The sequence below is a fragment of the Pseudomonas asgharzadehiana genome (assembly GCF_019139815.1).
GTDB classification, from domain to species: Bacteria; Pseudomonadota; Gammaproteobacteria; order Pseudomonadales; family Pseudomonadaceae; genus Aquipseudomonas; species Aquipseudomonas asgharzadehiana.
The window spans coordinates 2808912-2829712 of the sequence record NZ_CP077079.1 but is presented as its reverse complement, the minus strand read 5'-3'; the positions used below and the strand labels follow the sequence as shown (position 1 = coordinate 2829712).

Genomic DNA, 20801 nt, shown 5'->3' with positions numbered 1-20801 from the left:
ACACTCGCTGAGCCGGGCGGGCGTGGTGCCTCGCCCGGCGTTTATTCCAATAATGTTCAGATGACCGCGGCAGGCTGTGCCAGCGCATTGACCAGCCCCTGCAACACCGACTCGGCGCGCGGCACATCGAAGTGACCACAGCCAAGCACATGCCCGGTGGTGGCCTGCCCCAGTTGCGCGGCCAGGCGCGCGGCCTCGTCGGCACGACCCTCGGTCCACCAGCATTCAGGTTGCACCGGCAGGTGTTCACACGCCGCCAGTTGCAACGAGAGGCGCTTGAGGTGACGTGCCACCATGAACACCTGGGCCAGTTCCTCGGCACCGAAGCCTGGACGGTGTGCATCGCCCCCTTCACAGGTCAAGGCTTCGGTAAACAGCTGGCGCAGGTTGTCGGGCGTTTCCGCGCCGGACGGTTGCAGGTGCGGTGCCAGGCTATGCCGCGTCACGTCGACAAATTCGCGCAGGTCGGCCTGCCAGTCATCCGCCTGGGCTGCCGGTTCACCGGGCACGTAAGTGTCCAGCAAGCCGAGCAGCGCCACCGTCTGCCCCTGGCGTTGCAACTCCGCCACCATCAACGCCGCCAGCGTGCCCCCCAACGACCAACCCACCAAGTGGTAAGGCCCTTGGGGCTGCTGTTGGCGCAAATAGCCGACATAGTCGCGGGCCATGTCCTGCAGCGATTGATCCTTCCACAGCGGGTCGAGCAGCATCCGCGACTGGAGGGCGATCACTTGCCGTTCAGCGCCCAACGCGCGAGCCAGCGGTTCATAGTCGAACACGGTGCCAAAGCCGGCATGCACGCAGAACAGGGGCGCACGCCCCGCCACTGCCGGGCTGAGTGCCAATAACGGGGAACGCTGTTCAGTGGCCGCAGCCTCGGTGGTGAGTTCACCAATCGTCGGTTTTTGCATCAGGTCGCGCAGCTTGAGGCTAAAACCCTGGCCCTTGAGCGTCCGGCAACGTGCGACCAACTGCAGGCTGAGGATCGAATCACCGCCCAGTTCGAAGAAGTTGTCGTCCAACCCAACACGCTCAACCTTTAGCAAGGTCTGCCAGATAGCCGCCAGCGCCTTCTGCACCTCGCTCATCGGTGCCACATAGCCCGCCGTCGCCACACTGGCGGATGGCTCCGGCAGCGCCTTGCGGTCCAGCTTGCCGTTTGGCGTCAATGGCAACTGTTCCAGACGGATCAAATGGGTGGGCACCATGTAATCCGGCAGACTGCCTTGCAGTTGCTCGCGCAGGCGCTGTACCAGACCTTCGTCGGCGCTGCCGTCAGCGGCGATGACATACCCCAGCAGCTGTTTGCCGCTGCCGGTATCGCGGGCGATTACCACGGCGTCACGCACTTGGGCACTGTCTTTGAGGCGCGCCTCGATTTCACCCAGCTCGATCCGGAACCCACGGATTTTCACCTGCTGATCAATTCGCCCCAGGTAGTCAGCGGTGCCGTCCGCACGCAGCCGCACCAGGTCACCCGAGCGGTACATGCGTGCGCCATCACGCCGCGAAGGGTCAGGCACAAACCGTTCGGCGGTCATTGCCGGCCGGTTCAGGTAGCCACGCGCCAGCCCTTCACCCCCCAGGTACAACTCGCCGGCCAAGCCATTGGGCAGCGGGTTGAGGTCCATATCCAATACCTGGGCACTGCGGTTACCGACGCGGCTGCCGATAGGTGCATAGGGCGCACCGCAAACCGCGTCGGGGCCGGCTTTCCAGATCAGCGGCGTCACGACTGTTTCCGTCGGGCCATAGCCGTTGATGATGAACTGCGCACGCAAGGCGCGTTGGGCCAACTCGAAACTGGCCTGCGCCACCGCATCCCCGCCAAAGCAATAGATGCGCACGGGCGGAGGGTTGCCGTCGCGCTCAGCGTGCTCGGCCAACTGTTGCAGGTACACCGGCGGGAACGCCGCCACCGTGACGCCATGGGCGTGCATGGCGGCATAGGTCTGCTCGGGGGTCCACAGGCTGTCATCGCGGATCAACAAGCGGCCACCGTGCGTCAGGGTGGTCAACCAACGCTCGTGGGCGCCGTCAAAGGCGAACGACATGAAGTGCAACTCGCAATCGGCGGGGCTCATCTCATAGCGCTCACCAATGGCCTGGCAATGCATCGCCAGCGGGCCATGACTGACCGCCACGCCTTTGGGCAGCCCGGTGGAACCTGAGGTGTAGATCACATAGGCGAGGTTTTCGGCGTGAATGCTCAGCTTGGGGGCGATGGCCGGGAAGGCGTCAAGCACCAGCTGATCAAGCGCCAGAACATGCACACTGGCCGGTATCGGCAACTGCGCAGCCAGGGCCTGCTCGGTCAACAACAGTGCAATACCGGAGTCCTGCATCATGTAGGCCAGGCGTTCGCTGGGGTAGCTGGCGTCCAGCGGCACATAAGCGCCACCGGCCTTGAGCACCGCCAACAGCGCGATGATCATGCCCTCGCTGCGCGGCAAGGCCACGCCGACCCGTACATCCGGGCCGACACCTTCGACGATCAATGCCTGGGCCAGGCGGTTGGCTCGCTGGTCCAACTCGCTGAAGGACAAGCGCCGCTCGGCAAACAACACTGCGCCGGCATCACCCTGAAGGGTCGCCCACTGAGCGATGCGCTCATGCACCCATTCCGCTGTGCGTGCCGCTGGCGCTACGCCGGCCCCGGACGCAGTGGCCAGCGGCAGACCGATGGCGCCCAGGGCTTGCCCGGCATCCTCGGCCAGACGCAGGAGCAGGCCTTCCATATTGGCGCGAATGCCTTCCACTGCGGCGTCGTTGAAGTGTTCGCGCAAGTACATGTATTCGATCACCAGGCCGTCTTCGAGGGTCACCATCAGGTCCATCGGGAAGTCGGTAAGGCCGGCGCTGGCGGCGTCGCCGAACGCCAGGCTGCCGTCCTGCCATTCGCGCAGGGCCTGGTCGATCGGTTGGTTCTCGAACACGATAATGCTGTCGAACAGCGCCTGTCCGGCCTTGCCTGCCCAGCGCTGGATATCCGCCAGAGGCGTGTATTCGCGCTCGCGCATATCCAGGTTATAGGCCTGCAACTGCCGCAGCCAATCACCCACGGTTTGCTGGGGCGCGATCTCCTGGATCACCGGCAAGGTGTTTATGAACAGGCCCAGGATACGTTCCGAACCCGGCAGGCTTGCCGCACGCCCCGACACGGTGGCGCCAAACGTGACACTGCGCTGACCGCTGTAGCGACTGAGCAGCAGCAACCAGGCGGCTTGCACCAATGTGTTCAGCGTGACCTGCTGGCTTTGGACGAAGCGTTTGAGCGCATCGGTCGCGGCCGCGTCGAAGCGGCTGTACAACGCCTTGTGGCCCTTGCCCTCGGGCACCGCGTTGACGGTATCGGCCAGGTAGGTCGGCTGGTCCAGTACGGCCAGTTGTCGGCGCCAGAACTGTTCGCCGGCCCTGGCATCCTGGCGTTGCAGCCAGCCAATGTAATGCTCGTACGGCAAGGCCGGTGCCAGCGCCTGCCCGGAGTATTGGGCCAAGACCTCGCCGATCAACTGCGAAATGCTCCAGCCGTCGATCAGGATGTGGTGGTAAGTCCACACCAGTTGATGGCTGTTGTCGTCCAGGCGCACCAGGATGATCCGTTGCAGCGGCGGCTGGTCCAGGTCAAACCCCTGCACGCGTTCGCTGTCGGCCAACGCTTGCACGCGCTGCTCAACGTCGGCGCAACCGCGCCAGTCGAGTTCGCGCAGCGGTACTTCCAGATGGTCCATGACAAACTGCAGCGGTTGCTCCAGGTCTTGCCAGACGAAGCCTGTGCGCAGGATCGGATGACGCGCGAACGCCACCGCCCACGCCTGCTTGAACCGTTCCACCTGCAAGCCGGTGACCGGCAGGCACAACTGGTTCACATACAGCTCGGCATCCGGGGCGTTCAGGCCCAGGAACAGCATGCCTTGTTGCATCGGCGATAACGGATAGAGGCTTTGCACCCGGGCGTGCGGGATCGGCAAGTCCTCTAGCTGCTCGGCGCTGAGGCCGTGCAGCACTTGGCCTGGAGTGGCCATGAATTGCGCGTCGCGATCATCCAGAGTGACCACACGCAGTGCCAACGTGCGCACGGTGGGGAACTGGAACAGGTCTTTGGGGCTCAGGCCCAAACCCAACTCGCGGGCGCGGCTCACCACTTGGATCGACACGATGGAGTCACCGCCCAAGGCGAAGAAGTTGTCGGTGACACCCACTTGCTCCAGGCCCAGCACCGCTTGCCAGATACCCACCAGGGCTGTTTCGACCGCTGATTGCGGCGCCACATACGCCTCTTGCACCTGCTCGGGCACCGGCAACGCCTTGCGGTCCAACTTGCCGTTGGCCGACAGCGGCAGTTGCGCCAATGCCATCCATTGCGCGGGCACCATGTAATCCGGCAAGCCGCTGTGCAGGTGAGCGCTCAGCTGCGCCTGCCAATCGGCGTCCGCCGCCGGCTCCAAAACGACGTAAGCCACCAGCTGCTTGCCATCGCGAGCCACCACCACCGCTTCACGCACGGCGGCATGTTCCAGCAGGCGGGCCTCGATTTCGCCCAGTTCGATACGCAGGCCGCGGATCTTCACCTGGTGGTCGATACGCCCGGCGTATTCGATCACCCCATCAGCGCGGTAACGCGCCAAATCGCCGGTGCGGTACAGCCGCTCACCGGCCACGAACGGGCTGGCGACAAAGCGTTCGGCGGTCAGGCTTGGGCGCTGGTGGTAACCCCGCGCCAGGCCGACGCCCGCCAGGTACAGCTCGCCGGTCACACCCGCCGGCAGCGGCTCCAGGCTGCTGTCGAGGATATATGTGGCCAGGTTGGCAATCGGCTGGCCGATCGGCACGCTGTCACGGCCTTCGTCCATGCAGGTCCAGTGGGTCACGTCGATGGCCGCTTCGGTCGGGCCGTACAGGTTGTATAGCCCCGCGTTCGGCAACTTGGCGAAGACCTGCTGCTGGATATCCACCGCCAGCGCTTCACCGCTGCACACGATGCGCTTGAGGCCGGTGCAGCTGCTGACGGCGTCGTCCTGCAAAAACGCCTGCAGCATCGACGGCACAAAGTGCAAGGTGCTCACCTGTTCACGGTTGATCAACTCGACCAGCTTGGCCGGGTCACGGTGATCACCCGGCGCCGCCACGACCAGGCGCGCGCCGGTCATCAGCGGCCAGAAGAACTCCCACACCGACACGTCGAAGCTGAACGGGGTTTTCTGCACCACCGTGTCGCTGGCGTCCAGGCCGTAGGCGCCTTGCATCCAGCACAGGCGGTTGGTCAGCGCTACGTGGCGGTTGCCCGCGCCCTTGGGCTTGCCGGTGGAGCCGGAGGTGTAGATCACGTAGGCAAGGTTTTCGCCGGTCAGGGCCACGCACGGATTGGACGTGTTGTAAGCCGCCAGCCAGTCGCCCGGTTGATCCAACGCCACGCTGCGGATCGACACCGGGATCGGCAGGCGCTGCAACAACGCTTCCTGGGTCAGCAGCAACTGAATGCCGCTGTCTTCGAACATGTAGCTCAGGCGATCCTGTGGGTAGTCCGGGTCCAGCGGCACGTAGGCGCCGCCGGCCTTGAGGATGGCCACCAGCGCCACAACCATTTCGATGGAGCGCTCGGCCGCCACGCCCACCAGCACGTCCGGGCCAACGCCTTGCGCGATCAGGTAATGCGCCAGTTGGTTGGCGCGCTCGTTGAGCTGGCGATAGCTCAGGCGCTCTTCACCGAACGCCAGCGCCGGCGCGTCCGGGGTGTGCCGCACCTGGGCTTCGATCAGTTGCTGCACGGTGTGCTGCAATGGGAAGTCGGTGGCGGTGGCGTTCCAGCCGTCGAGCAAGGTGCTGCGTTCGCTGGCCGGCAGCAGGTCGATATCCCCCAGCAGCGTCTCGCCCTCCAGGCAGCCCAACAGGTTCAACAGGCCTTCGGCGATCTGCTCGATAGCGGCCGTGCGGAAACTGCCCAAGTCATAGCTCAAGTGCAATGACAAGGTCTCGCCGAGGTTGACCAGCACCGTCAACGGGTAGTTGGTCTGCTCGTGGTTGGTCACGGTGCCGAAGCCCAGGCCACCGCTTGCGCCTTGCTCCAATGCGGCGGAGACCGGGTAGTTTTCGAACACCAGGATGTTGTCGAACAAGGCTTCACCGCCCTGCCCGGCCCAGCGCTGGATATCGAACAGCGGCGTGTGCTCCTGCTCGCGCAGGGCAACGTTCTGGCCTTGCAATTGCGCCAGCCAATCGGTCAGTCGCTGTTCCGGTTGTGGGCGGGCCACCACCGGCAAGGTGTTGATGAACAGGCCTATCTGCTGTTCAACCCCAACCAGTTCAGCCGGGCGCCCCGACACTGTCGCGCCGAAGGCAACCGTGTCGTGGCCGGTGTAGCGTTGCAACAGCAACAGCCACGCGCTCTGCACCAGGGTGTTGAGGGTGACTTTCTGCTGACGGGCGAACTCGCCCAGGCGCTGGGTAAAACCGCGATCCAACACACGCACATGCTCGGCGTGCCCGCCGGCCAGCGCCTCGCTACCCTGGCTGATGCTATGGGCCAGGCGCGTCGGTTCACTCAACTGGGCCAACTGCTGCTTCCAGAACGCTTCACTGACAGCCCGATCCTGGCGTTGCAGCCAGGCGATGTAGTCGTGATAGCGCCCGGCAAGCGGCGCCACCGGCGCACCGCTGTAGCGTTGCAGCACCTCACCGAACAACTGCGCATTGCTCCAGCCGTCCAGCAGGATGTGGTGATTGGTGTAGATCAGGTGATAACGATCGGTCGCCGTACGTACCACGGTCAGGCGCAACAGTGCGGGCTGTTGCAGATCGAACGGCTGAACGCGCTCTTGCTCGGCGAGGTCATCCAGCGCCGTTGCAAGCGCGCTGTGCTGTTGCCAGTCATGAAGACTCAACGGCACCACCACGTGCTTGTGCACCACTTGCACCGGCCGCTCGAACGCGCCCTGCCAGAGGAAGCCACTGCGCAGGATGTCATGTTCATCAATCGCCGCCTGCCAGGCCGCGCGGAAACGCTCGACCTGCAAACCGTCGACATCGACACGCAACTGGTTGATATACGCGCCGCTTTCCTGCTCGTACAGGCTGTGGAACAACATACCGTGCTGCATCGGCGACAACGGGTAGATATCGGCAACCGCGCGGGCCGCCCATGGCAAGCTGTCCAGTTGTGCCTGGGTGAGGTGCGCCAGCGGGAAATCCGACGGTGTGACCGCGCTGTGGGCGTCATCACAACAATGGGCGACCAGTGCACTCAGTTCGCGCACATAGTCGTCCGCCAGGGCCTGAATGGTCTGCGGTGCAAACATCCTGTGGCTGAAGGTCCAGCTCAGGCTCAACTCGCCGCCATACACCTGGCTGTTGAGCGTCAACCAGTTGGCCAGCTCGGCGTCCAGGCTTTGCTCGGCACCGGCCGACTCGCCCGCCGGCACGAACAAGGCCTGGTCATCGAACTGGTTATCGAACTGCCCCAGGTAATTGAACGTGATGCGCGGCATCGGCAGGCCACGCAGCGCGGCCTGGCTCGCTTCGTCACCGAGGTAGCGCAACGCACCAAAACCGAGGCCTTTGTGCGGGATAGCGCGCAATTGCTCCTTGACCGCCTTGATCGACGCGCCGAGGTCGTCCGCCACCTGCAAGCGCACCGGGAACAGGCTGGTGAACCAACCCACGGTGCGGGTCAGGTCCAAGTCGTCGAACACCTCTTCACGGCCATGCCCTTCGAGGGCGATGCCCGTGGCGTGATCACCCGTCCAGCGAGCGATCACGCGTGCCAGGGCCGTCAATAGCAGGTCGTTGACCTGGGTACGGTAAGCGGCCGGCGCCTGTTGCAGTAATTGCCGTGTGGTGGTCACATCCAATTGCGTCTGGATCGTCACCGCATGCCGATTCAAGCGCTCGCCGCCCTGGAAGTCGCACGGCAACTGCGCGGTGCCGTGCAACTGGGCCTGCCAGAACGGCAACTCGGCTTGCACGCCGGTGCTGCGGGCATAGCCCTGCAAACGCGTGGCCCATTGCTGGACCGCACTGGTCTTGGCCGGCAGGCGTATGGCCTGGGCGGACGGAACCTGTGCGTAGGCGCTTTGCAGATCCTCCAGCAATACACGCCAGGACACGCCGTCGACGACCAAGTGATGAATGATCAGCAACAGGCGCTGGCTGCCGTCCGCCAGCGTCGCCAGCAAGGCACGTAGCAATGGCCCGTCTTGCAGGTTCAGGCTGCGTTGGGCTTCAAGGCCTGCTGCGGCAAGGTCTTGCGGCCGGTCAAGGTTGACCTGCGACAGCAGCGAATACTGCGCTTGCACGTCGCTGAAGTGGGCCGTCCAGGCGCCCTCCTGCTCGGTAAACCGCAGGCGCAACGCGTCATGATGGGTGCAGACCGCGTCCAGTGCGCGCGCAAGGCTCGCTGCGTCGAGGGCATGGCGTGGCTTGAGCAATACCGATTGGTTCCAGTGATGACGCTCGGTACTCACTTCTTCAAAAAAGTGCTGCTGCATGGGCAACAACACTGCCGCGCCCGTCAGCGGGGATTGATCAATTACCAGCGCTTCGGCACCGGTCTTGGCCACCAACGCCAGGCTTTGTACCGTCTGATGCTGGAACAGGTCTTTGGGCGTGAAACGAATACCGGCCTGACGCGCCCGGCTGACCACCTGGATCGACACAATGGAATCGCCGCCCAGGGCGAAGAAGTTGTCGGTGACGCCCACTTGCTCAAGGCCCAGCACCGTTTGCCAGATACCCGCCAGCGTCACCTCGACCGCATTCACCGGTGCCACATACGCCTGTGCCTGGGCCGTTTCGGGGGCCGGCAACAGGTTGCGCGCCAGCTTGCCATTGGGGCTCAACGGCATCTGGGCCAGCAACAGGATCGACGCCGGCACCATGTACTCGGGCAGTGTTCGCAGCAAGTGGGCTTTGAGTTGCACCGCATGATCAACGCCGCCAAAACCGGCCTCGGTGGGCACCACATAACCCACCAGCTGCTTGCCATCGCGAGCCACCACCACCGCTTCACGCACGGCGGCATGTTCCAGCAGGCGGGCCTCGATTTCGCCCAGTTCAATACGCAGGCCGCGGATCTTCACCTGGTGGTCGATACGCCCGGCGTATTCGATCACCCCATCAGCGCGGTAACGCGCCAAATCGCCGGTGCGGTACAGCCGCTCACCGGCCACGAACGGGCTGGCGACAAAGCGTTCGGCGGTCAGGCTTGGGCGCTGGTGGTAACCCCGCGCCAGGCCGATGCCCGCCAGGTACAGCTCGCCGGTCACGCCCGCCGGCAGCGGCTCCAGGCTGCTGTCGAGGATATATGTGGCCAGGTTGGCAATCGGCTGGCCGATCGGCACGCTGTCACGGCCTTCGTCCATGCAGGTCCAGTGGGTCACGTCGATGGCCGCTTCGGTCGGGCCGTACAGGTTGTACAGCCCCGCGTTCGGCAACTTGGCGAAGACCTGCTGCTGGATATCCACCGCCAGCGCTTCACCGCTGCACACGATGCGCTTGAGGCCGGTGCAGCTGCTGACGGCGTCGTCCTGCAAAAACGCCTGCAACATCGACGGCACAAAGTGCAAAGTGCTCACCTGTTCGCGGTTGATCAACTCGACCAGCTTGGCCGGGTCACGGTGATCACCCGGCGCCGCCACGACCAGGCGCGCGCCGGTCATCAGCGGCCAGAAGAACTCCCACACCGACACGTCGAAGCTGAACGGGGTTTTCTGCACCACCGTGTCGCTGGCGTCCAGGCCGTAGGCGCCTTGCATCCAGCACAGGCGGTTGGTCAGCGCCACGTGGCGGTTGCCCGCGCCCTTGGGCTTGCCGGTGGAGCCGGAGGTGTAGATCACGTAGGCAAGGTTTTCGCCGGTCAGGGCCACGCACGGATTGGACGTGTTGTAAGCCGCCAGCCAGTCGCCCGGTTGATCCAACGCCACGCTGCGGATCGACACCGGGATCGGCAGGCGCTGCAACAACGCCTCCTGGGTCAGCAGCAACTGAATGCCGCTGTCTTCGAACATGTAGCTCAGGCGATCCTGCGGATAGTCCGGGTCCAGCGGCACGTAGGCGCCGCCGGCCTTGAGGATGGCCACCAGCGCCACAACCATTTCGATGGAGCGCTCGGCCGCCACGCCCACCAGCACGTCCGGGCCAACGCCTTGCGCGATCAGGTAATGCGCCAGTCGGTTGGCGCGCTCGTTGAGCTGGCGATAGCTCAGGCGCTCTTCACCGAACGCCAGCGCCGGCGCGTCCGGGGTGTGCCGCACCTGGGCTTCGATCAGTTGCTGCACGGTGTGCTGCAATGGGAAGTCGGTGGCGGTGGCGTTCCAGCCGTCGAGCAAGGTGCTGCGTTCGCTGGCCGGCAGCATATCGACCTCACCCAAGGCACGCTCGGCAGACTCGGCAAGCCGGGCCAACAGCGTCTCCAGGCAAGCCGCCAACCCGGCAACGGCGCAAGCATTGAACTTCGATTCCATGTAGCTGAACTGGAATGCCAGTTGCTCGCCCACGTTAACCAGCAACGTCAGCGGGTAGTTGGTGCGTTCATGGCTGTGTACCGCTCCAAAGCTCAGCTCGGCAGGCTCGCTGTGCTGCAACGCTTCGGAGACCGGGTAGTTTTCGAACACCAGAATGTTGTCGAACAAGGCTTCACCGCCCTGCCCGGCCCAGCGCTGGATATCAAACAGCGGCGTGTGTTCATGCTCACGCAACGCACTGTTCTGTGCCTGCACCCCTTGCAGCCATTGCGCAACACTTTGCTCAGCGGATGGGCGAGCAATGACCGGCAATGTGTTGATAAACAGGCCGATTTGCTGCTCGACGCCTTTGAGTTGTGCCGGGCGCCCCGACACCGTCGCGCCGAAGGCTACCGACGCCTGGCCACTGTAGCGCTGCAACAGCAGCAGCCACGCCGCTTGCACCAACGTATTGAGCGTGACCTTGCTGGCCCGCGCGAAATCACCGAGGTGCCGGGTTTGCGCGCGATCCAGGGTCAGGAAGTGATCGCCATAACCGCTGGCGGATACACCCGCGTGCGGGTTGTAAGCCAGCGCCTGCGCCAGGCGCGTGGGCTCATCAAGCAAGGCCAGTTGTTCGCGCCAATACCCTTGGCTGACATCAGCGTCCTGGGCTTGCAGCCAGCCGATGTAATCGCGGTAGCGCCCGGGTGCGCCTGCAGGCGCCTGGCCGCTGTAGCGTTGCAACACTTCGCCGAGCAACTGGGAGCTGCTCCAGCCGTCCATCAGCAGGTGATGGCTGGTGAAGATCAAGTGGTGCCGTGCAGTGCCCGTACGTACCAATTGCAGGTTGAGCAACGGCGCCTGCGTGAGTTCAAACCCCTGCTCGCGCTGGCTGGCGGCCAGTTCATCGAGGTCGCTTTGCAGCGTCTGGCGGCCTTGCCAATCGTGCAGTGCGTAAGGCAGATCGACCTGCTTGAATACCACCTGAACCGGCTGCTCCAGCTCGCCCTGCCAGACGAAACCGCTGCGCAGGCTGTCATGCGCATCCAGCGCCGCCTGCCAGGCCTGGCGCAAACGCTGCGGATCAAGGCCGTCGACATCCAGACGCATCTGATTGATGTAGTCCACGCTATCGGGCTCATACAACGTATGGAACAGCATGCCCTGCTGCATCGGCGACAGTGGGTAGACGTCCTCGATACGCGCCACCGCGATCGGCAGCGCATCCAACTGAGCCTGGTTCAAGCGTGCCAGCGGGAAGTCCGATGGCGTCACCCCTTGGTGGTGGGCGCAGTGTTCGATCAGGCCAACAAGTTCCTCCTGGAAATCAATGGCCAGGCGTTGAATGCACGCGGGATCAAACATCTGCGAACTGAAGCGCCAGTCCACACTCAGTTCCCCGGCGTACACCTGGCCATTGAGCGTCAGCCAGTTGCCCAGTGGAGCCTCCAGGCTGTGTTCGGCGCCCGCCTGTTCGCCGGATGGCGCAAACAGCGCGCCCTCGGCCTCGTCGAAGCTGCCATCGAACTGGCCCAGGTAGTTGAAGGTGATGCGCGGTGTCGGCAATGCCCGCAAGGCCTGCTGCACCTCTTCGTCGCCCAGGTAACGAAGCGCGCCGAACCCAATCCCTTTTTGGGGAATCGCGCGCAGTTGCTCCTTGATGCCTTTGATCGAATCAGCCAGGGTCGAGGCCGGCGAAAGCTTGACCGGGAACAGGCTGGTGAACCAACCCACGGTACGTGTCAGGTCCAGGTCGTCAAATACCTCTTCACGGCCATGACCCTCCATTTGAACCAGCGTGGAAGCCTGCCCCGTCCAGCGGCAAATCACTCGCGCAAGCGCCGTCAACAGCATGTCGTTGACCTGAGTCCGGTAGGCCGCGGGCGCCACTTGCAACAGCTGTCGCGTCTGCAGGCTGTCCAGGCGACTTTCTACGGTGTGGGCGTAACGGCTTTGCAGGCTGCCATCGGCACGCTGACGCGGTAAATGTGCAGGGGCACCGTCCAGCTGCGCCTGCCAGAACGGCAGCTCGGCCAGCAAGGCAGGGCCACTGGCATGCGCCTGCAAGCGCTCGGCCCAGGTTTTGAACGCGCTGGTCTTGGCTGGCAGTTGCGCCGTGCCGCCGGCGACCAACTGCCGGTAAACGCTCTGCAAGTCTTCAAGCAAAATACGCCAGGAGACACCGTCCACCACCAAGTGGTGGATCACCAGCAACAGTCGCTGGGAGCCGTCGGCAAGCGTCGCCAGCACCGCACGGGCCACGCTCCCACGCGCCAGGTCCAACGAGCGCTGGGCCTGCTCACACAGGTCCAGCAAGGCTTCGGCATCTGCGACCTGGGCTTGCCACAGCAGCGGCGCGGCCTGTAACTGAGTCGGCAGCAGGTACCGGGCAGCCGCTTGCGAGGTGAACGCCATGCGCAATGCGTCGTGCTGCACCACCAACGCCTGCAAGGCCTGCTCCAGGTAAGCCGCGTCCAACGGTGCGTAAGGCTTGAGCAACACTGACTGGTTCCAGTGATCGCGCTCGGGAACAGCCTGGTCGAAAAACACCTGTTGGACCGGCAACAGCGGCGCGTCACCACTGACCGGCGCTTGATCGATCACAACCCGCTTGCCGTCGGTGCGAGCCACCGCCGCAAGGCTTTTCACCGTCTGGTGCTGGAACAGGTCCTTGGGCGTGAAATGAATACCGGCCACGCGGGCGCGGCTGACGACTTGAATAGAGATGATCGAGTCACCGCCCAACTCGAAGAAGTTGTCGTTCAGCCCCACCTGGTCCAAGCGCAGCACTTCCTCCCAGAGGGTGGCAATTCGTTGTTCAAGCTCGCTGCGCGGGGCCTCATAGTCGAGCGCAGACACGCCGGCCTGCGGCTTGGGCAATGCCTTGCGATCGAGTTTGCCATTGGGGGTCAAGGGAAAGGCGCTGAGCACGAGCACATGCGCCGGCACCATATAGCCGGGCAGCACCTCCTTGAGCTGCATCTTGATCAAGCCTGGCAGGCGAGCATCCTGCAGTTGCGCCGCATCGGCCGGCACCACGTAGGCAATCAGTTGCTGCCCGCTCAAGCCTGGCTGGGCGACCACCACCGCCTCACGCACGTGAGGCTGCCCCTGCAGGCGTGCTTCGATTTCGCCGAGTTCAACCCTGAAACCACGGATTTTCACTTGGTTGTCAATGCGCCCGATGTAATCGGTGGTGCCGTCTTCCCGCTGGCGCACGAGGTCGCCGGAACGATACAGCCGCGCACCGGGAACACCGAAAGGATCCGGCACAAAGCGTTCGGCGGTCATCGCCGGCCGATTGAGATAGCCGCGCGCCAGGCCCGTGCCGCCCAGGTACAACTCGCCACTGAGCCCTTGGGACAATGGGTTGAGCTGATCGTCCAGCACGTACGTGCTGCGGTCACCTATGCGGCTGCCGATCGGCGCGTACGCCGCGCCACATTCAAGGTCGGGGCCGGCTTTCCAGATCAGCGGCGTGACCACCGTTTCGGTAGGCCCGTAACCATTAATGATGTGTTCGGGACGCAAAGCGCGCCGGGCCAGTTCGAAGCTGGCCTGGGGTACCGCGTCGCCGCCGAAACAGTAGATGCGCACGGGCGGCGGGTTGCCATCGCGTTCGGCGTGCTCGGCCAATTGTTGCAGGTACACCGGCGGGAATGCGGCGACGGTCACCCCGTACTCGTGCATGGCGGCGTAGGTCTGCTCCGGCGTCCACAGGCTGTCGTCACGCATCAGCAGACGACCGCCGTGGGTCAGTGTGGTCAGCCAACGCTCATGCGCGCCGTCGAAGGCAAACGACATGAAGTGCAATTCGCAGTCCGTTGCAGTCATGGCGTACCGTTCGCCGATCGCCTGGCAGTGCATGGACAACGGGCCGTGGGCGACGCTGACCCCCTTGGGCTGCCCCGTGGAGCCCGAGGTGTAGATGACGTAGGCCAGGTTATCCGGGTGCAGGTCGAGCTGCGGCGCGGTTTCGGGCCCGTCGCGCAGGTCCAGGCGATCCAGCTCAAGCGTGTGCAAGCCTGGAATCTTCGGCAATCGCTCAGCCAGGCGCGAGTCCGTCAACAACAAGGCGACACCGGAGTCCTGCATCAAGTAGGCCAAGCGCTCCTGCGGATAGCTCGCATCCAGCGGCACATAGGCGCCGCCCGCCTTGAGCACAGCAAGCAGTGCCACCATCAGTTGCTCGCCACGCGGCATGGCCACGGCGACGCGAACTTCCGGGCCGACCCCTTCGGCAATCAGCGCATGAGCCAGGCGGTTGGCGCGGCGGTCCAATTGCGCGTAGGTGACCGGTTGGCCGTCGACAATCAGCGCAACGCTGCCAGGCGCCTGCATGGCGATGCGCTCATGCACATAAGGCTGCACGGCGTATGGCTGAGGGCTATTGCCGGCACGCAGCTGCGCCCATTCGTCGGCGGTCAGCAGGTCCAGTGCACCGGTCGGCCGCTGAGGCGATTGGCTGAACTGCTCAAGAAGGTGTAGCAACTGCGCATTCAGGCGGGCAATCACCGGTTCACAGAAACTGCGCAAGGCGTAGCCGTAGTGCAGCGACAACGTCTCGCCGAGGTTGATGCCCACTGTCAGCGGGTAACTGGTTTGCTCCAGCGTCGACACTTCACCGAAGCGTGGGCCGCTGCCTTGCCCTTGTTGCAAGGCTTGCGACAAGGGGTAGTTTTCAAACACCAGAATGCTGTCGAACAAGGCTTCACCGCCCTGCCCGGCCCAGCGCTGGATATCAAACAGCGGCGTGTGCTCGTGCTCACGCAGGCTCAGGTTCAGTGCCTGAACCGTTTGCAGCCATTGAGCCACGGTCTGCTGCGCCTGGCTGCCGGCAATCACCGGCAACGTATTGATGAACAAACCGATTTGCTGTTCGATCCCCTGCAAGGCCGACGGTCGGCCCGACACCGTCGCACCGAAGGCGACCGTGGCCTGGCCGGTATAGCGCTGCAGCAGCAGTAGCCAGGCGCTTTGCACCAGCGTGTTCAAGGTGACTTTCTGTTCCCTGGCAAAAGCGTTGAGGCGTTGAGTGGCGGCGCCATCCAGCAGATGTATCAGTTCGCCATGCCCAGTCACGCCGGCCACCCCTCCCGACACGCTGTCGGCCAGCCGGGTCGGCGCGTCCAGTGCGGCCAGTTGCGCCGTCCAGAATTGTTCGCTGGCGGCGTTATCGCGCGCCTGGAGCCAGGCGATGTAGTCACGGTAACGCCCCGCCGACTGAGCCACGGGGAGCCCCGCATAGCGTTGCAACACCTCGCCGAACAGCTGCGCGTTACTCCAGCCGTCGAGCAGGATGTGGTGATTGGTGAAGATCAGATGATGTCGGGCTTGAGCCGTGCGGATCAGACACAGGCGCAGCAATGGCGCACGATCGAGTACAAAACCACTGTTGCGCTGGGCCTCGGCGGCGGCGTCGAGTGCCGTGGCAAGGTCGTCACGGCCCTGCCAGTCGAGCAACTCCAGCGGCACCTGGACCTGACGCGTGATCACCTGCACCGGCTGTTCGAATACGCCTTGCCAGAGGAAGGCACTGCGCAAGCTCTCATGCGCCGCCAGGGTAGCTTGCCACGCGGCCTCGAAACGATCGCTGTCGAGGTCATCCACGTCCACGCGCAGCTGGTTGATGTAGTCCACTCCTTCCTGCTCATACAGGCTGTGGAACAACATGCCCTGCTGCATGGGCGACAACGGGTAGATATCCTCGATCGTGCGCAGCGAGTAAGGCAGCGCATCCAACTGCATCTGGGACAGGCCGGCCAACGGGAAGTCCGAAGGGGTTACTCCGCTGTGTCCAAGGTCGCAGCAATGGCTGACCAGAGCGGCCAGCTCAACGGCATACGCATCGGCCAGCCGTTGCACCGTGGCGTCGTGGAACATCTCGCGGCTGTAGGTCCACTCAAGACTCAGCTCCCCGCCATAGACCTGGCCATTGACGGTCAGCCAGTTGCCCAGCGGTGCATCAGCATGTTGTTCACTGCCCGAGGATTCACTGGCGGGCACGAACATGGCGTCCTGATCAAACTGACCGTCAAATTGCCCAAGATAGTTGAACGTTACGCGCGGCTCCGGCCGCTCAGCCAAGGCAGCCCGTTCAGCCGGGCCGCCGAGGTAGCGCAGCAGGCCATAGCCCAGGCCTTTTTCCGGTACGGCGCGCAATTGCTCCTTGACGGTTTTCAACGATTGCTCAAGGTCGGCGGCGGGTGTCAGGCGCACTGGGTACAGGCTGGTGAACCAACCTACCGTGCGGCTCAGGTCGATCTGTTCAAAGAGGTCTTCGCGGCCGTGGCCCTCCAGCTGGATCACACTGGAGTCGGCACCGGTCCAGCCGCAGAGCGCCCGCGCCAGCGCAGTCAGCAACAGGTCGTTGACCTGTGTGCGATAGGCCGCTGGAGCGTCTTGCAGCAGTCGCCGGGTCAGGTCGGCACCCAAGCGCGTCTGCACGGTAGCGGCGTGACGATTCTGCAGGCCGCCCTGGTGGTTGTCGCAGGGCAGATCGCCCGCGTCATCACCCAGTGTCTGCAACCAATAGTTCAATTGCCCTTGCACGCCCTCACTGATGGCGTGTTGCGTCATCTGCTCGGCCCAGGCTTTGAAGGCACTGGTTTTGGGCGCCAATTTTACCCGGCGCACCGAGGCCAGTTGTGCGTAGGCACTTTGCAGGTCCTCCAGCAAGATTCGCCAGGACACGCCGTCGACGACCAGATGATGGATCACCAGCAGCAGACGCTGGCTGCCATCGACCATTTGCACCAGCAGCGCGCGCAACAGCGGGCCGTCTTGCAGGTTCAGCGACTGCTGGGCCTCATTGCAACGGGCCTGCAGTTGCACGTCATCATCTGCCTGGGCTTGCCACAGCAATGCCTGGCCGGGTTCGACGCGAGCATGGCTGGCCTGGCCCTGCGGCGTGAAGGTAAGACGCAGCGCGTCGTGATGCGCCAGCAGCGCCTGCAAGGCCTGCTCCAGGCGCAAGGGGTCGATGGTCTGGGCACACGTGAGCAACAACGATTGGTTCCACTGATGCCGCGCGGGAATATCCGTGGCAAAGAACCACTGCTGGAACGCCAGCAACGGGGTGGCGCCAGTGACCGGTTGCTGATCGATCAGCCGCGCCGTGCCCACCTGGGCGACACGCGCCAGGCTCTGGACGGTCTGATACTGGAAGACATCCTTAGGCGTCAGAATGATGCCGGCCTGACGGGCACGGCTGACCACCTGGATCGACACGATGGAGTCACCGCCCAGGGCAAAGAAATTGTCAGTGACGCCCACCTGCTCACGCTTGAGCACTTCTTGCCAGATCGCCGCGATGCGCTGTTCCAGATCGGTTTCAGGCGCGATGTAGACCGCTTGTTGCAGGCTGGCGTCCGGCACCGGCAACGCCTTGCGGTCCAACTTGCCGTTGGCCGACAGCGGCAGTTGCGCCAATGCCATCCATTGCGCGGGCACCATGTAATCCGGCAAGCCGCTGTGCAGGTGAGCGCTCAGCTGCGCCTGCCAATCGGCGTCCGCCGCCGGCTCCAAAACGACGTAAGCCACCAGTTGCTTGCCATCGCGAGCCACCACCACCGCTTCACGCACGGCGGCATGCTCCAGTAGGCGGGCCTCGATTTCGCCCAGTTCAATACGCAGGCCGCGGATCTTCACCTGGTGGTCGATACGCCCGGCGTATTCGATCACCCCATCAGCGCGGTAACGCGCCAAATCGCCGGTGCGGTACAGCCGCTCACCGGCCACGAACGGGCTGGCGACAAAGCGTTCGGCGGTCAGGCTTGGGCGCTGGTGGTAACCCCGCGCCAGGCCGACGCCCGCCAGGTACAGCTCGCCGGTCACGCCCGCCGGCAGCGGCTCCAGGCTGCTGTCGAGGATATATGTGGCCAGGTTGGCAATCGGCTGGCCGATCGGCACGCTGTCACGGCCTTCGTCCATGCAGGTCCAGTGGGTCACGTCGATGGCCGCTTCGGTCGGGCCGTACAGGTTGTACAGCCCCGCGTTCGGCAACTTGGCGAAGACCTGCTGCTGGATATCCACCGCCAGCGCTTCACCGCTGCACACGATGCGCTTGAGGCCGGTGCAGCTGCTGACGGCGTCGTCCTGCAAAAACGCCTGCAACATCGACGGCACAAAGTGCAAAGTGCTCACCTGTTCGCGGTTGATCAACTCGACCAGCTTGGCCGGGTCACGGTGATCACCCGGCGCCGCCACGACCAGGCGCGCGCCGGTCATCAGCGGCCAGAAGAACTCCCACACCGACACGTCGAAGCTGAACGGGGTTTTCTGCACCACCGTGTCGCTGGCGTCCAGGCCGTAGGCGCCTTGCATCCAGCACAGGCGGTTGGTCAGCGCCACGTGGCGGTTGCCCGCGCCCTTGGGCTTGCCGGTGGAGCCGGAGGTGTAGATCACGTAGGCGAGGTTTTCGCCGGTCAGGGTGATACCTGGGTTGACGGTGCTGTAAGCCGCCAGCCAGTCGCCCGGTTGATCCAACGCCACGCTGCGGATCGACACCGGGATCGGCAGGCGCTGCAACAACGCCTCCTGGGTCAGCAGCAACTGAATGCCGCTGTCTTCGAACATGTAGCTCAGGCGATCCTGCGGGTAATCCGGGTCCAGCGGCACGTAGGCGCCGCCGGCCTTGAGGATGGCCACCAGCGCCACGACCATTTCAATGGAGCGCTCGGCCGCCACGCCCACCAGCACGTCCGGGCCAACGCCTTGCGCGATCAGGTAATGCGCCAGTCGGTTGGCACGCTCGTTGAGCTGGCGATAGCTCAGGCGCTCTTCACCGAACGCCAGCGCCGGCGCGTCCGGGGTGTGCCGCACCTGGGCTTCGATCAGTTGCTGCACGGTGTGCTGCAATGGGAAGTCGGTGGCGGTGGCGTTCCAGCCGTCGAGCAAGGTGCTGCGTTCGCTGGCGGCCAGCATCGACAACGTTTCAACCGGCTGTTCTGGCGCGGCCAGCATCGCGTCGAGCAGTGCGAGCCAATGGCCGGCCATGCGCTCGATGGTCGAGGCGTCGAACAGGTCCGAGGCATAGGTAAAGCCTGCCGAAACCCCAGTGCCGTGCTCAACGGTATTGAGCGTCAGGTCAAACTGCGCCGAGTGACTTTCCCACTCCAGCCCCTGCACCTGCAAATCGGGCAGTTGCATGGACGTAGCCTGCCGGTCTTCGGCCTGGTGGTTGAACATGACTTGGAACAGCGGGTTACGGCTCAGGCTACGCTCGGGTTGCAGCACCTCAACCAACTGCTCAAAAGGCAAGTCCTGATGCGCCTGCGCATCCAATGCGGTTTTGCGCACCTGTTGCAGCAGACCGCGAACACTGGTGCGGCTATCCACTTCAGTGCGCAGCACTTGGGTATTGACCAAAAAGCCGATCAGCCGCTCGGTTTCACTGCGACTGCGGTTGGCGATAGGCACACCGACGCGGATATCCGCCTGGCCACTGTAGCGGTGCAGCAGCAGTTGGAACGAGACAAGCAATACCACGAACGTGGTGACGTTCTCACGCTGGCTCAGACGCTTGAGCGCTTCCAGGCGCTGAGCGCCCAGCTCAACGTTGACCGAGGCGCCGGCAAAGCTCTGCACCGCTGGGCGCGCATGGTCGGTGGGCAGCTCAAGTACCGGCTGCTCGCCGGCCAACTGGGCCTGCCAGTAGCCCAATTGACGCTCGCGCTCCCCCGCCTCCATCCAATGCCGCTGCCACAGTGCATAGTCGGCATATTGTACCGGCAGCGCCGGCAGTTGTGCCGGGTGCCCCTGGCTGAAGGCTGCGTACAGCTGCACCAACTCATTGACCATGACCTGCAAGGAAGCACCGTCACAGATGCTGTGGTGCAAGGTCAGAACCAGCACATGCTGGTCCTCGGCAAGCCGAAGCAGACGAGCCCGAATCAGCGGCCCCGTTGCCAGATCGAACGGCTGGGCGATCTCGGCTTCTACCACGGCCTGCAAGCCGGCCTCACCTTCGGCCGCCCATCGGGCTTCATGGGCCTCGGCCACCAGCGATGCGCCGCCTGTCGCGGCAATGCACTGCAGCACACGGTCTGCGCCCTGGACAAACGTGGTGCGCAGGCTTTCATGGCAAGCCATCAGTCCCGCCAGGCTGTTATTCAAGGCGTCAAGATTCAAGCTACCCGTCAGGCGCAGCGCCTTGGACAGGTTGTAGGCCGCGCTGTCAGGTTCCAGTTGCCACAGGAACCATTGGCGCTGCTGGGCGTATGAAAGCAATAGAGGCTCGTCGGCGTCACGCTTGAAGATAGGCGCAACACCGAACAGGTTAATTCCTTTTTGCTTGAGCAAGACGGCCAGCGCCTTCCTTTCCTTCGCAGAAAGCGCTCCCACCGACTCGATTAACTTTTG

Annotated in this window: 1 protein-coding gene; it reads right to left on the bottom strand. The window is 64.0% G+C overall.

The annotated features are described in order from the left end of the window. Positions 1 to 56: 56 nt before the first annotated feature. A complete protein-coding gene (locus KSS96_RS12870; protein WP_217856391.1) occupies positions 57 to 20741 on the bottom strand; it encodes a non-ribosomal peptide synthase/polyketide synthase in 20685 nt (6894 codons plus the stop codon). Positions 20742 to 20801: the final 60 nt, after the last annotated feature.